At 41.8% G+C, this 16,051-nt stretch carries 10 protein-coding genes and 2 tRNA genes; 2 read left to right on the top strand and 10 right to left on the bottom strand.

Annotated features, from left to right (window positions below; translation table 11 throughout):
• Window positions 1–7 precede the first annotated feature (7 nt).
• From K429_RS0112680 to K429_RS0112650, 6 genes are all read right to left on the bottom strand, one after another.
• Complete coding sequence (locus K429_RS0112680; protein ID WP_007219437.1) at window positions 8–1,525, bottom strand: RagB/SusD family nutrient uptake outer membrane protein; 1,518 nt, start codon at window positions 1,523–1,525, stop codon at window positions 8–10.
• 32 nt (window positions 1,526–1,557) lie between these two features.
• Window positions 1,558–4,563 (bottom strand): TonB-dependent receptor, encoded by a 3,006-nt coding sequence (locus K429_RS0112675; protein ID WP_026367154.1) that lies wholly within the window; start codon window positions 4,561–4,563, stop codon window positions 1,558–1,560.
• 202 nt (window positions 4,564–4,765) lie between these two features.
• The gene (bglX, locus tag K429_RS0112670) at window positions 4,766–7,057 is read right to left on the bottom strand and encodes a beta-glucosidase BglX (RefSeq protein ID WP_026367153.1); all 2,292 of its coding nucleotides are present in this window, start codon (window positions 7,055–7,057) and stop codon (window positions 4,766–4,768) included.
• A gap of 170 nt (window positions 7,058–7,227) precedes the next feature.
• Window positions 7,228–10,065 carry a triple tyrosine motif-containing protein gene (locus tag K429_RS0112660; protein ID WP_026367152.1) on the bottom strand — a complete coding sequence of 946 codons (2,838 nt, stop codon included), beginning with the start codon at window positions 10,063–10,065 and terminating at the stop codon, window positions 7,228–7,230.
• A gap of 147 nt (window positions 10,066–10,212) precedes the next feature.
• Window positions 10,213–11,970: a S41 family peptidase gene (locus K429_RS0112655; RefSeq protein ID WP_007211869.1), complete on the bottom strand. Its 1,758-nt coding sequence runs from the start codon at window positions 11,968–11,970 to the stop codon at window positions 10,213–10,215.
• Window positions 11,971–11,980: 10 nt separating this feature from the next.
• Entirely contained in the window at window positions 11,981–12,961 is a 981-nt protein-coding gene (locus tag K429_RS0112650; protein ID WP_026367151.1) for an adenosine kinase, read from the bottom strand.
• Between the two features lie 80 nt (window positions 12,962–13,041).
• Here K429_RS0112650 and K429_RS0112645 point away from each other — a divergent pair.
• Window positions 13,042–13,115 (top strand) — tRNA-Asn (locus tag K429_RS0112645).
• A 20-nt stretch (window positions 13,116–13,135) separates the two neighbouring features.
• Window positions 13,136–13,209 (top strand) — tRNA-Asn (locus K429_RS0112640).
• A 57-nt stretch (window positions 13,210–13,266) separates the two neighbouring features.
• On the opposite strand, the gene K429_RS0112635 is transcribed toward K429_RS0112640, so the two are convergent.
• From K429_RS0112635 to K429_RS0112620, 4 genes are read right to left on the bottom strand one after another with little or no spacing between them, the layout of a single operon-like run.
• Window positions 13,267–13,971: a ComF family protein gene (locus tag K429_RS0112635; RefSeq protein ID WP_007219395.1), complete on the bottom strand. Its 705-nt coding sequence runs from the start codon at window positions 13,969–13,971 to the stop codon at window positions 13,267–13,269.
• Window positions 13,972–13,988: 17 nt separating this feature from the next.
• Window positions 13,989–14,789: an inositol monophosphatase family protein gene (locus K429_RS0112630; protein WP_007211866.1), complete on the bottom strand. Its 801-nt coding sequence runs from the start codon at window positions 14,787–14,789 to the stop codon at window positions 13,989–13,991.
• A gap of 20 nt (window positions 14,790–14,809) precedes the next feature.
• Complete coding sequence (locus K429_RS0112625; protein ID WP_007211865.1) at window positions 14,810–15,304, bottom strand: 3'-5' exonuclease; 495 nt, start codon at window positions 15,302–15,304, stop codon at window positions 14,810–14,812.
• A 24-nt stretch (window positions 15,305–15,328) separates the two neighbouring features.
• The gene (locus K429_RS0112620; protein ID WP_007219393.1) at window positions 15,329–15,772 is read right to left on the bottom strand and encodes a hypothetical protein; all 444 of its coding nucleotides are present in this window, start codon (window positions 15,770–15,772) and stop codon (window positions 15,329–15,331) included.
• Between the last annotated feature and the right edge of the window lie 279 nt (window positions 15,773–16,051).

The raw sequence follows: 16,051 nt of genomic DNA, 5'->3' as shown, positions 1-16,051 counted from the left end.
ATATGAATTAATAATTAGGGTTTTGAACTAACACGCCATTTGATTTGTCAATTTCGTCCTGAGGCAAAGGCAACAATGCATGCTTATCCTGGTAACCGGTCTTTCCGGCTGCATGCAGTACTTCCTTCGCTATTCCCCAACGTACAAGATCATAGAAGCGATCGAATTCCATACCCAACTCAACACGGCGTTCATGACGAATAGCTTCCCGCAATTCACTCTGATTATCAGTGGTAACCTCCGGCAAGATATTAGCATTCGTACCACGGGCACGGGCACGTACCATCTCAAGATATCTTCTTGCACTTGTATTATCACCCAGTTCGCAAGCAGCTTCCGCAGCCATCAGTACGACATCCGAATAACGGATCAGACGAATATTCACCCAATACCCACTCTTCGTATACTTTTCACGCAAAGCCGGATCTGTATACACTTTCTTATTAAAGTACTTTGCTATCACATCGGCATTGGCAACCGGTTTTTCTCCATAAGGCTTATTTGCAGGAATGGTCGAAGGATCTTCTCCTGTTCTAATAAAATACAATAAAGTCTCATCCTTTCTCGGGTCACCTTCTTCGAATGCATCAGCCAATAATTGAGTAGGAGTATGTTGGCCCCAACCTAAATTCCATTCACCGGCCCCACGGCAGCCCTGTACCTGAGCATACTGGCTACCAATTTCGTTGGATCCCGGAAGAGCAGCAGTAGCAGTACATTGAAGTTCCAAAACAGACTCACCACAGTTTTCACCTTTCTCACGGAAAATATCTTCATAAGGTGTATTCAAATTATATAAACCGGAAGAAATAACGTCCTCTGCTGCCGCACGCATATTGTTCCAATCATTACGCATCATATAAGTACGGGCATGTAAGGCACGAGCCGCTCCCCAGCTAAGACGACCGACATATTGTGCTTCCCAAGTCCTCGGCAAGTAAGATTCTGCATTTGTCAGATCTTCATCAATCAAAGTATATATCTGATCTACAGAAGATTTGGGAATATTGGCATCTGCTACACTCCCTACTTTAAAATCAATCAAGGGCACTTCGCCAAAAGCACGTACCAAATTGAAATAACAGAAAGCACGCATCAATAAAGCCTCTCCCTTATTAACTAAGTCACCGCCTGTCAATGAAGGATTCGACTTCATCTCCTCCAATACATCATTTGCTTTATGAATCAAGGTATAATTAGCATTCCAGTAACTTTTTATCATGCCGTCACTTGCAGCATATTCAAAATCATCAAACATTTTTCCTGTTGCAGATCCGTCAGATAGTGTACTACCCTTTTCCGCATCTTCCGAACGCATACCATGAATAGCCAACGCCGTATTTCCGGAAACAATATGATAACCACGAAGCAAGGCATACATGTTAAAAATCTGTGTTTCATAAGTACCACCAGTCAGGTCATCTTCAGTCAATACTCCTTGCGGTTTCTGATCTAACAGGTCACTGCATGACATCTGGGAACATCCCAGTGCCAAAGCCATCACATAATAAAATATCTTTTTCATACTGATCGTTTTTCTTTTATTAGATTTCATGTTTAGAATGATAAGTTAAAGCCTAATGTATAAACTACAGGCATCGGATAACCTCCACCATCTACACCAAACGCTGTTGCACTACCACCAACTTCAGGAGTATATCCGGTATTGCGGCTCCATGTTTTAGGATTCTGCACATTACCATAGATACGTAAAGATTGCAGTTTAATGCGGTTCAACAAACGGGGATCAAAGGTATATCCCAACTCTATGTTACGGATACGGAAGAAACTTCCGTCTTCTACATAGTAAGAAGAAGCCTCCAGATTTACAGAACGGGATGGATCAAGAATCGGATCCCAGTTGGATGTTCCTTCACCATGCCAACGGTTCAAATGCCCTGTACGATAGTTGAATTGTGCATAAGCACTACTATCCCAGTTACGATAAACCTCATTTCCATAAACACCCATCATATCTACACTCAAATCAAAATTCTTGTAACCCAGATTTACGCTAAAACCATAAGTAAAATCCGGAGTAGGATTACCAATCATAGTACGGTCTTTCTCTGAGATAATACCGTCACCATTTACATCGGCAAACTTCAAATCGCCCGGCTTCACAGAAGCTACCTGGTTAGGTGCTGAAGTTTCGATATCGGTTTCATTCTGATAAACACCTGCCACTTTGTATCCATAGAAGTAGCCGATAGGATATCCTTCAGATACACGGGAAACGCCATTAATTATTGAATAATCCTTGCTTATCAATGATACGACCTCATTATCAATAGTCGTTAGATTGGCTGAAACACCATAACGCCAGTTTTCACCGATTTTATCGCTCCAGGATGCTGCCAACTCAAAACCACGGTTACGAATCTCTCCTGTATTCTGCAATGCAGGAACCGTACCTGAAAGACCGGGAACACTTGTCAGCAAGTCTTTGGTTGTCTTATTGTAATAAACAGGAGAAATCTGCATGCGACCATCCAACAGATGCATATCAAAACCAACTTCCCATGAATAGTTACGCTCCCAACCCAATGTCTGTGAAATCAGTTTATCCGGTCCCTTACCTGCAATAACATTATCACCAAAGACAGCAGAACCCGAACTTGTTATATTAGGGTAGGCCGGATAGTGGGAACCTCCTGTATTCTGGCTTCCCAAAACACCCCATGAACCTTTCAGCTTCAGATAATCGATTACATTCTGTTTCTTCATGAATGCCTCTTCACTCATAACCCAACCGGCACCGAATGAATAGAAATTATCCCATGTATTTCCTGTTCTCTTAAATACGGAAGAACCGTCACGACGATAAGAAGCATTCAGCAAATAACGATTTTTATAGTTATACAATGCACGGAACAGATAAGACATTGTAAAACGTTTGTATTGGGATCCACCATTAGTAGCTGATGTAGCATCATCAATCATAGTAATCCACCACTTATCTATATCTTCGCCAATGGAAACACCATAACCCGGCAATTGACTGCGGCCACCCGATAAATCGGAATATTCATTATAATTCGTAGTAAGACCGGCAGTCAGAGTTAAACCATGATCACCAAACTGATTAATATAAGTCAATACATAATCGGACTGTGCTGCCATTGATGTAGACTTCGACTGACTGATACTTTCTTTATCCGTCAATCTTTCTTTACCACCTTCTACATCCGGGTTATACACATAAATAAGCGGAGAATAAGAACGTGACTGGCTGGAAGCATAATCCAGGGAGAAAGTAGCCTTAAAGGTTAGATTCTTCATCAAATCAAGTTCTCCGTAGATATTTCCTGCCATACGATAATTTGCAGATTTATTATGAGCACCTCTCAACACGGGCTCAATCATAGGATTCCAAACCTGAGCACGCTGAAAATCAGGAAGAGTATGTAGAAGACCGCTTTCCGTATCATAAACAGGAGCAATCGGAGCTGCTTTCAAAGCAGAGCCTACACCTTTTGCATCAGGATATAATGCACGTACACCGTTCACCTGGAAACCAAAACGTAAGAAGTCGGTCACTTTATGTTCACTATGCAAATTCACAGTAAACTTATTCAGCTTTTCACTCTTGATGGAACCTTCTTCCATTACATATCCCAAGCCCAGATAAAACTTACTTCTATCTCCCGAAGCTGTAATGCTAACCGTATTGTTAGTAAGGAAACCTGTTTGGAACATCTCATCCTGCCAGTCAGTATCTGCATTCCATACGGTATAATCGTACGGATCGCCACCCTGATTCATGCGTTGTTCATTATAAAGCATTTTGAACTGCTCTGCATTAGTCAGGCTAACGCGGTCTGTAACCTTTTTCCAACCCACCGAACCATTAATACTGACCTGAGTCTTACCTTCTTTCGCCTTCTTAGTAGTAATGATAATAACACCATTAGCACCACGCACACCAAAAATAGCCAAGGAAGAAGGGTCTTTCAGGATTTCCATAGATTCAATATCCGCTGTATTCAGATAGTTGATGTTATCCGTAAACAGTCCGTCCACTACATATAAAGGAGTATAACCATTGATAGAGTTTGTACCGCGAACACGAATTTCCGGATCCTGCCCGGCACGTCCTGTATTGATAACCTGCACACCAGCGACCTTACCTTGAATAGAAGCCAAAGGATTGGTAGATGGTTTTGAAGCAATCTCGGCAGCTTTCACCGTTACAATAGAACCGGTCAAATCACGCTTCTTGGCGCTACCATAACCTACTACTACAACTTCTTCAATGAGCTGACTATCCTCTTCCATCATAAGATTCACTGTAGAACGCCCATTAAGCGCCACTTCCTGTTCCTTCATACCAATATAGCTGAATATTAAAGTGGCATTCGCCGGTACGCCAGGAATCTGGTATTTTCCGTCGATATCCGTAATAGTTCCCATATTCTCCTGTCCTTTTACCCGAACAGAAGCACCTATAACAGTTTCGCCTGTCTTATCTGTAACGACACCCGAAACTGTAATCTTGTTCTGCGCCATCGAAACGACAGCAAACAGTAACATCACACATGTAATTAATAGATTTCTTTTCATTTTGTATTGATTTAAAATTACTCTGCAAACGTATAGCAATAATTGATTTAAGTCAAAAAACAGACTACCACAAGAGTACCACGCCTAAACATGGTACTACTTTATAACTACTACATACTCGCAGAACTAATTAGTTATCAGACATTTATTTTTAATAAAGTTTCTGTATTCGTTCTTTATCTATCTACTACCAAGCAGATACTTATTGAAGCGAAAATAGGGCCTTATTCACATCACGGCTATCACCACCTATCATTACTTCAAAGTCGCCCGGTTCGCACACAAAATCCAGATTGTAATTGTAGAACTTCAACATATCAGCTGTTAACTTGAAAGACACTTGTTTGGATTCACCGGCTTTCAGGAAGATTTTTTCAAAGCCTTTCAGTTCTTTCACCGGACGTGTTACACTGCCTATAAGATCGCGGATATATAGCTGCACTACTTCCGAACCGTCATACTTACCTGTATTGGTTACCGTTACAGTTGCCGTAATCTCTCCATTGATATTCATGGACGATTTATCCAATGTAATATCGCTATAAGAGAAAGTAGTATAGCTCAAGCCATATCCAAACGGATAAAGCGGTTCGTTATCTACATCCAGATAATTGCTACGGAACTTCTGGAACCAAGCTCCTTGAGGCAAAGGACGACCGGTATTCTTATGATTATAGAACAAAGGAATCTGTCCTACACTCTTCGGGAAAGTAGCAGTAAGTTTACCACTCGGATTTACATTTCCAAACAGTACATCACCAATGGCAAGAGCAGCTTCACTACCACCAAACCACACATTCAGAATAGCAGGTACATTTTCCTGCTCCCAATTCAATACTAACGGACGACCGGTAAACAACACCAATACCACCGGTTTGCCGGTTTTCAACAATTCCTGCAAAAGTGCACGTTGCGTATCCGGCATTTCGAGATCTGTACGACAACTACTTTCACCGCTCATCTCGGAAGACTCACCCAAAGCAGCAACAATCACGTCAGACTTGGCAGCTACAGCAAGCGCCTCATCCAGCAGTTCCTTATCTGTACGATTGTCACGATGCAGGGTACGGCCAAACATAGTAGCACGTTCTTCGTATTCGGCATCACTCATCAGATTACTCCCTTTAGCCGTAAGAATTTTAGCCTTGCCTCCCACTACTTCTTTCAGACCTTCAATCAAAGAAGGATATTTGTTCATCACAGCAGCCACACTCCACGTGCCCGGCATATTGCTACGGCTATCAGCCAAAGGACCTACTACAGCAATGGTACCTTTCTTTGCCAGAGGGAGTACACTATTCTCATTCTTCAAGAGAACAAAGCTTTCCGAAGCTGTCTTACGGGCTATAGCACGGTGTTCTTTCGTAAAGATTTGTTTTTTAGGACGGGTTATATCACAATATTTATAGGGATTATCAAAAAGACCCAGCTTATACTTAGCTTCCAGAATACGGCGACAAGCAGCATCAACAGCCTTTACTGAAACTTTTCCTTCTTCCAAAGATTTCTTAAGTGTGCTTGTAAAAGCATCGCTTACCATATCCATATCAACACCTGCATTCAGAGCCAAGGCTGCAACTGTTTGTGTATCCCCCATACCATGATCGGTCATTTCAGTGATACCGGTATAGTCTGTCACAACAAACCCATCAAAGTTCCACTGCTTACGAAGTACATCGGTCATCAGCCACTTATTTCCGGTAGCCGGTACACCATCCACTTCATTGAATGAAGCCATCACACTACCCACACCTTCTTCCACGGCTGCTTGATAAGGTAACATATATTCGTTGAACATACGTTGATGACTCATATCCACTGTATTATAGTCGCGTCCTGCTTCTGATGCCCCATATAAAGCAAAGTGCTTTACGCAAGCCATAATCTCATCATTACTACTCATATCCTTCCCTTGATAACCACGTACCATAGCACGCGCAATCTCCGCTCCCAAGAAAGGATCTTCACCATTCCCTTCGGAAACTCGTCCCCAACGGGGATCACGGGAAACATCCACCATCGGACTGAATGTCCAGCAAATACCATCAGCACTGGCTTCGATAGCAGCAATACGTGCAGATTCTTCAATAGCTTTCATGTTCCAGGTACAGGATAATCCCAGAGGAATAGGGAATACAGTTTCGTATCCATGAATTACATCCATACCAAATAAAAGAGGAATACCCAGACGACTTTCTTCTACTGCCTGTTTCTGAACGTCACGAATACGCTCCACGCCTTTCAAGTTAAAGAGTCCGCCCACTTCACCGGCACGGATACGCTTAGCCACATTACTACTCTTGGCTTGCCCGGTGGTTATTTCACCCGTAACAGGTAAGTTCAACTGGCCGATTTTCTCTTCCAGCGTCATTCTCTTCATCAGATCATCAATAAAGCGATCCATATCGACAGGAGATTTTTGTGCTTGCACATTGGCAGATACCAGCACCAATAAAATTAAAAACGATTGTACCTTAAGGATTAATTGTCTCATGCTTTTCATTCTTTATTATTTTTGGAGAAAAATGATTTCGCTGCAAATAAAGAGAAAGCACCTTAAACTGCCACAATACAGAGCTACAACAAAAGTACCTTTAGTGCAAAACACAAAAAAAGGAGGTACTATTTTAGTACTTCCTTTCACATTATAACGTTAATAATCAACTATTTAAAATTAATCATAAAATCCGTCAGACTATCTTCCTGAGATAGATTAAATTTCTTACGCAAGCGATATCTTGCCGCATCTACGCCCCTCACCGATATATTCAGCAGCTTGGCAATTTCTTTTGTCGGCATATTCAAGCGGAGTAAAGCACAGAAACGTAAATCACCCGCCGTCAGATCCGGGTACTGTTGTTTCAGGTTTCGGAAGAAGTTCTCATGTATCCGGTCAAAATTCGCCTGGAACATATTCCAGTTTTCCTCATCCGAAACGATACTTTGATTAATCAATACCAAGAGCTTATCCAGATTCTTCCGCGTATACTGCCCTGATAACTTCTGTTGTTGTATTTCTTCTTTCAACGAATTCAAAAACTCCTGATGGGCAATATTGGTCATCACAACTCCGGACAGTTCTTTACTCTTAAAACGTAAATCAGCTTCCAGTTGCTCTTTCTCCAATTCGATAATCTTCTTTTCCTGTATTTCTATCTCAGCTTGATGGGTAATGCGTTGCTGTTCAATCACCCTGTCTTTCTTCTTCTTCACAGACTGATAAACGATGTATTGCAACAACAATAACAACAACAGCCCAATCAGAACATAACCGGTGATAGCCCAATATGATAGAAACCAAGGTCTCAAGACTTCAAAAGGTAGCGTTACCAATGCCAATACTTCATTCTCATTATAAATCTCAGCTTTAAAAACATACGACCCAAATGGCAAACGGGTATATTTCTTCTGCAGACTGCGGTCACCTTCCACCCACTGATCGGACAGTCCTTCCAATTTATACCTTACCTTGTAAGTATAGTCATTATAAACCGGATAGCATAAAGAGAAGCATACGGTATTCAAATCTGCATCAATCTTATTCTCTTTTTGCACCGACAATCTTTTTATTTTTCCCGTCCACTCCGACTCAGTCGTTATAGCCGATATCCACAAAGAGCGCCTAATAGAGGACTTGTACAAAAGAGAACTATCTGAATCAATCCGGGCAACAGCATTATTCAAACAGAGATAAGAACTGCCACTCGCCTTGTCATAAACCATCGCTGCTCTCTCCTCTATAGACAAACCATCAAACAAAGAAAACGGAATTCTATGTTCAATCCGGAAAACATTCATTTCACATTTCACCAAATATGCCATCTTGCTGTTTACAAACCAGTACAAATTGCCTTTTGCATGACTCACACTATGTATTCCTTTCAAATCCGCCAATTGCTCATTCATCGATTCATAAGGAATAATAGAATCATTCATATCTTCGTAAGTGTAAAACATTTCCCCATTTGAAAAAACAACCCGTCCATTGATCTTAAACAAAGAGAAGTCCCCATCTTTCACATCACCCAGTTCCATATAGGTTCTGACATCTTCTACCCGTTTCAGATCCGGATTAATCCGAAAACGGAATAATCCTTTCCGTAAATGCTTCACCCAGATATTCCCCTGGGGATCCATCTCGATCTCCCGCACCATGTGGGTAAACCCGCCTAACGACCGCAGAAACCTCCAGATGCCCGAAGACTCCTCATTGTATAAATTCAGAAACGTATAGGTACCTTGCAATAGGAACGAACGTCCTTCCAGATTGACTTCTTTCATGCACATCGCTCCTCTCACATCCGAAATCAGCGATGCCTGCGAACCCGATATCTGAAAAGTTCCTTTATTATGTCCACATAAAATCTGTTTTCCCCATTCACCAACAAACCATGCCTGCTCTTCCAGTCCCGGAACAAGTTCGGGGACTCTGTTCCTAATCCGGTAAAGTCCTTGATTGGAAGCGATATAAGCCTCATCCTCTTTCACCAGCACATCATAGACCATTCCTATTTTCCGGTAAGGAGGCTCATAATAATATACCAAGGAGTTATTTTGTATATAGGCTATACCTTCATCCAAAGCTGCCCAAACATTGTTATCGGCATCACAATACAGTCCTAATACGGTATTATTCTGTAAGCGACTGTCCGTATTCTCCTTCCAAAGTAAACGTCCTTCTTTATCTATTGCATAAATCCCATTAGAAAGCGTACCGATAATATAGCAACTGTCTTTGGTCATTACAGCCCGGTTCACAGAGTATTTTTCAAGCTCGGCATCACATTCTGTATGCCACTTCAGTATCTTTCCGCTTTGATAAACAAAACCGCCACTCTTTTGTGTCAGGAATAAAACGCCATCATTATACGGAAGTCCTGCCACCACATCACTGTTGCCCAATGATTTTCGTTCAATCAGATTTTCCAGCCCATTCTTTGCAAGAACAAAAAGCCCTCCGTTTATCTGTTGAGAATAAACCGTATCACCTACCTGAAATAAATTCAAAGGAAGAGTTTTTGTACGAATCCCCTTCACAGTATGCCCGTCATAAAAGAACAGAGAACCGAAAGATTGAAATACAATCTCCCCATGTGCCGACGTAATCGTCCAGATTTCATCATTATGGAACCGGAAATCTTTCGCTTCATCTTTTAAAGAGTGGTACACAAGGCTATCCAATGAATTACGTTCGAAATATCCGAACTCTTCGAAAGAGCCCACAAATATCTTGCCGTCTTTACCGATATATACAGAGCGTACTATGTTCCTGGAAGGTAATTCATGAAGTTCCCAGCTATTTCCATCAAACTCCAACAGACCTTTGTTATTTCCAATATACATAACTCCCCTATCATCTTGAGCGATAGACCAATTCTGAATACCTGCATTATAATCTGATACGGAATAGCTCCTCACGATGGGAGAAAAAGGAATAGAGGAACCACGTGATAAGCTACTAAAAAGAGAAAATATACAAAATAGCAACAGAGATACTCTCATATATATTGATTTACAAGTAACCTGCCAGCAAAGGTAATTGTTTTCCACCAAAAAACCGGATAACTTTATGGATTATCTTTTCCGGAAAGGTAAAGATAGGCCGTAAAATTATCCGGTTACTTATTTTAAGAAGCTACAAACTATAACCTACACTACATAGTCAAAAATCATCAGACTGCTTTTTCGGTATGAATTAAAATTCACCAAGCTTGTTTCTTTCCCCTTCTCTTTTATGACCGTAGTTTCCGGTACGCTCAGCATTTTCTTATACTCCTCCGAGTTACCCAGCACTTTCACGGCTTCATTTAAATCATCATCATCTTTCAACTGCTGTATGATACCACCACGTTGGAAATAATAACGCTTAATGATATCCTGAGCAATCATATTCTTGATATCTTTTGCAAAGTAATCCAAGTCACGGTCCAGATTATGACTAAGTTTCTGCTCAAGAGCCTTGAATTCTTCGGAAGCATCTTTCATATAACCTTCAAATTCTGCCATTTCTTTCAAATTCTTCAGAATCTTCTCGCTCTGCTGGTCATATTTAAAATCTGCCTTCTTCACCATTTCCTTAAACTCTGCATAATCAGCATCCGTCACTTCGAAATTCTCGGGAGAAGCAATTGTCGGGTGCTTCAGGCAATATTGAGTAGCATAATTAAAGATCAGATTATCATTTACCAGATAAAACAAAATATTAGGTAACTTTTCTTGTTCCACTGCAACGTCCGGCGTCACACCACCGCCATCACGCACTTCACGTCCGACAGCTGTATGGAATACTGTAGTCAAACTATCAGGAATACGCCCTACACTACCATCCGGGTTACGATGTTTGTAATCTATTGCCTGTACGCAACGACCACTGGGAATATAATATTTGGAAGTAGTCACCTTCATCGTACCGCCATAAGGCAATGTACGCGGCACCTGCACCAAACCTTTCCCAAACGTGCGGTTACCTACAATCACTGCACGGTCATAATCCTGCAATGCACCCGCCAGGATTTCCGAAGCGGAAGCAGTACCGCTATTTACCAATACAGCAATAGGAATATCTGTATCCAACGGTTCGCGCAAGGTCTTATACGTATTACTTGCTTGTTTTATCTTGCCTTTCGTTGTTACAATCGTCTTACCACGGGGCAGAAAGTAGTTGGCTATCTCTACAGCCTCTTCCAGCAACCCACCGCCATTGTTGCGCAAATCAATTACCAATGAAGTGATGCCCTGCTTCTTCAAATCAAGAAAAGCCTTCTTAAACTCTTTGGAAGGATTTCCTGAGAAAGTACTCAGGTTGATGTAACCGATATTGTTATCCAACTTACTGTAATAAGGAATAAACGGCAACTGGATGTTTTTACGGACAATTGTAAAATCCAATGGCTTTGCCTCACCGGGACGCTCAACCTTCAGTTGGAAACTTGTCCCTACCTGTCCACGAAGTATTTTGCTCACATCCGTATTTCCGGTCAAATCTTTTCCATCTATTTCAAGCAAGATATCACCTGCTTTCAATCCCACTTCGGCAGCAGGCATATTTTCGTAAGGCTCCACAATTACTGTACGCTTCAATTTAGGCTCATATCGGATGATGGAACCTATACCTCCATAAGAAGCCTTAAGCATTTGTTCCAACTCACTCCGATCCTCTTCCGGATAAAATTCCGTATAAGGGTCCAGAGAATACAACATCGCATCGATACCCTCTCGTATTGTCTTATTCGGGTCCAATGTATCTACATAGAACATATCCAATTCCTTCACGATGGAATTGAATATATCCAGGTTCTTTGCAATCTGGAAACTGCGGCTATCACCACTCTTGAAACTAAAAAAGACAACTACACCTACTACTAACAGTAAGGTAGTTATCCAGCGTACTTTCAGTATTTTCTTCATATCCTATTTATTATAGTTCACTGATTCTCGTTTTAATATCTTCCCACCACTCGGCAGGCATTTCTGCACCAATCACCCGGATGATGCTTCCTGAAAGGATAGAACCTATCTTGCCACATTTCTCCAATGAATATCCACAAGTCAGTCCATACAAAAAACCGGCTGCAAAATAATCACCCGCACCGGTCGTATCTATCACTCTATCCACAGTGACAGCATGAACATGCACTTCCTCTGTCCCTTTACGAATGAGCGATCCTCTGGCACCCAACTTCACAATAGCGATGCTGCACATTTTAGCAATCACATCCAATGCTTCTTCCGGTTCTTTACCCGTAAATGCTTTTGCTTCCTCCTCATTGGCAAACACAATATCCACATACTTGTTTATCAATAAAGAGAAGAAATCGTGATCTTGCTCCACAATATTATAGCTTGCCATATCCAGGCAGATTTGTAATCCGGCTTCTTTTGCCAGTTCAATGGCACGAAGTATCATATCATGATCCTGCACCAGATAACCTTCTATGAACAAATAAGTATACCCCTTAAACATCTCCCGCGAAAGATCTTCAGCCTTTAATGTAGCGGCGGCACCCAAATAAGTACCAAAAGTACGTTCCCCGTCAGGTGATATAAAAGTAGAAGCTACCCCCGAAGGTAACTCAGAAGAAACTAATAAATTTGCTTCCGTTCCCCGTTCCAACAAACTTTGCCGATAAAATTTTCCATAAGCATCATTACCAACCTTACCAATGAATCCTGTTCCCGCACCAAGGCATGCCATACCACGAATTGCATTTCCGGCAGAGCCTCCAGTAGCCAATTCTGTTTCCATTTCACTGAAACATTCATTGATTATCAGCAGTTTCATTTCATCAATCAGGGTCATGCTTCCCTTGGGCAATTCCATTTCAGTAAGAATATGGTCGTCGTTGAGAGTAGCAAGAACGTCAACAAGGGCATTGCCCATTCCAATTATTTTGTCCATTTCGATATTTTTTTTGCAAAGATATTGCATATTTCAAAATATCCTATTACTTTTGCAGCGCATTTGAGAAAAAACAACATTCTTCCTTAGCTCAGTCGGTTAGAGCATCTGACTGTTAATCAGAGGGTCCTTGGTTCAAGTCCAAGAGGAAGAGCGAAAAACTTAAATGCAAATTCTTCCTTAGCTCAGTCGGTTAGAGCATCTGACTGTTAATCAGAGGGTCCTTGGTTCAAGTCCAAGAGGAAGAGCAAAAAGGTTCGTCATTATGGCGAACCTTTTTTGTTTTCATTATTTAGTTATCTTCATCAAGCTTCCGCAACCGCCAATGTCAATACACTGATACGTATCCCTCCTATCTCACGAAATACATCAGCACAGGCAGTAGTTGTAGCTCCTGTAGTCAAAACATCATCCACAATCAGAATATGCTTCCCTACTAATCGTTCCGGATGGCGGAGTTTAAAAATACCTTCCACATTCTCCCATCTCTCATAAATCGATTTACGGGTCTGTGTATTGGTATGTTTCTCGCGGATCACGGAAGAAGTATCTACAGGTATCCCTGTCACTTGAAACACGCCACGGGCAATCCACTCACTTTGATTATATCCACGAGCTCTCTGTTTACGGGGATGCAAAGGTACGGGAATGACAACATCTACATCTTCAAAAAAGCCGGTCGGCAGTAATTCCGCCGCCATGCAACGTCCCATCACCGCTCCCAGTTCTTTCCTTCCACCATACTTCAATTGATGCAGAATCCTGCGGAAATCACTTCCTTTCCGATAAAAGAAATAAGAGGTGGCACGTTCCAGAGGAAACTTTCCCCAAAACATACGCTCTACAGGATTATCCTTCATTTTATGGTAATTCGTACGCGGCATATCTATATTGCAACGAGTACAAATAGTATCCTCACCCTCTATAAGTGATGCTCCGCAAACTGCGCAGCAGCGTGGAAAAAAAAGATGGAACAAAGGACCGAACCAATATTTCACAGTATTTTTCATCAGGCTGTTTCTTTATGTCACATCCCCAACGGAGGGACTTCTTGTATCAGTTGTTGCAATATAGGATGCAGATATCCATTCGTGGCAATAATATGATGCCCTTCTATAAAATTCTCATTCCCATAAAAGTCAGTCACCCGGCCGCCGGCTTCCAGCACCAGCAATGCGGCAGCCGAATAATCCCATTTGCCGATGAAAGCTTCCGCCCAGGCATCAAAACGTCCGGCGGCTACATAGCATATTGCCAAAGCTGCAGAACCAGTCATACGGATACCACCAACCTTACCATACAAATTATGTATCAGATGTTCTCCCGTACGGGCATATTGACATGAGTTATAAGGCAATTCAACTACCAGAAAAGCATCTTCCATCTGCTGCACATTGGAAACCTGTATCCGCTGGCCATCCACATACGCACCTCCACCTTTCCAGCCATAGAAACACTCATCCCTACAGGGATCATACACTACTCCGATCAAGAGTTCCTCTTTAGACCGAAGAGCTATACATACACAATAAGGCGCGTTGTCATGGATATAATTTGTAGTCCCGTCCAACGGATCCACTACCCAACAATAAGGTTCATCCTGATACACTGCCGAACCTTCTTCCGTAATAAAACCGGCTTCCGGCAACAAAACGGAAAGTTCAGCAACAATCTGTTTTTCCGACTCTTTATCTACATAAGACACATAGTCATGCGCATGTTTCTTCTCCACGCTTTCACTGCGGAAAGTTTTTCTCTCTTCTTTCAAGAAACTTCCTGCATCCATAGCAATGCGGCAAACTTTTGCGGTAAGTGATGCTAAATCCATATTCGTATTCTTTTTCTTTGTTATTCTATTATTTCCCGGGCAATCCAGGCGCAGGCCTCAGCGTCGGCTAATGCATGGTGATGCTGCTCCAACTCATAACCAAAGTAGGCAGCTACCGTATGCAGCTGATAGTTGGGCAAACCTTTGATCCGTCTTCGTGCCGTACTCAAGGTACAATGAAATTCATAATCGGGATAATCTAGGCTATAAGTTCTGAAAACGGCTTTCAGACAACTCTCATCAAAACCTTTATTATGGGCTATGAGCGGTAATCCTTCAATAAGTGGCGCTATCTCCTGCCATACGGTGGGAAATATCGGAGCTTTTGCCGTATCCGCCAGTGTCAATCCATGCACACGCGTGTTCCAATAGGTATAATATTCCGGTTCGGGACGGATCAGACTATAATAAGTATCTACAATCTCTCCTTCCCGCACAATTACTATGCCGACACTGCACACGCTGGTACGCTGTTCGTTGGCTGTTTCAAAGTCTATGGCAGCAAAGTTTTCCATAATTCAGAAATTCCAAAGGTCCTATTACGGTTCCTCCACCTGCTGATAAATCAGATTTCCCCGTTGACTAATAGTCCATTTATCGTTCTCCAGACGGACATTCTTCGTATCATCATCCTCTACATTCCATGCGTATCCCCCCGAAGGTAAAGAGCGGCGATCCAGTATTTCGCTCGGGCGGTCGTCAGAAAAGAAGAGTTCTACTTGCAGCGAATCGGGCGAAAAAACAATATAGGCGGCTTTTTCTTTATCTGCCACATCGGCTACACGTACTCCTTTCTCCCAAAGACGGATGCAGTCTTTCAGAACCTCACTCCAGGTATACCCTGCGGAAGCTATACAACCGTGAGCATCCTTATCATCACCCACCTTATTCTCTTCACCCTTTTTACTCTGAGAGTTTCCACAACTTGTAAACAGGAGGCTTACACACATCAATAGCAAAAAACAAGCATTTCCAGTTTTCATAAGAATCATCTATTTATATTTTGCACCCCAAAAGTACGAATAAATATGAAGCGGGGAAAGTTATCACATTTATTTCATGCGGGGAAAAGAAGTTCAGCTTCAATAAAGTATTCCAATAAGTTGTCAGCACTCCAGCATTGATAACGTTCATCCTTCTGCCAGTCACAGTTTAACGGCAGTATATAACAGGTGAGAAATTAAAAGAAATTTCATTGGGATGTGGTTACCCTGTAACCAAACAGAAATATTTTCCGAAAACATAAAAAAAAGATAAGTTGC

It is taken from the genome of Bacteroides sp. 14(A) (genome assembly GCF_000526555.1).
In the GTDB taxonomy this organism is placed as follows: domain Bacteria; phylum Bacteroidota; class Bacteroidia; order Bacteroidales; family Bacteroidaceae; genus Bacteroides; species Bacteroides cellulosilyticus.
The sequence above is the reverse complement of the archived record's forward strand: the minus strand, read 5'-3'. Positions and strand labels throughout refer to the sequence as shown.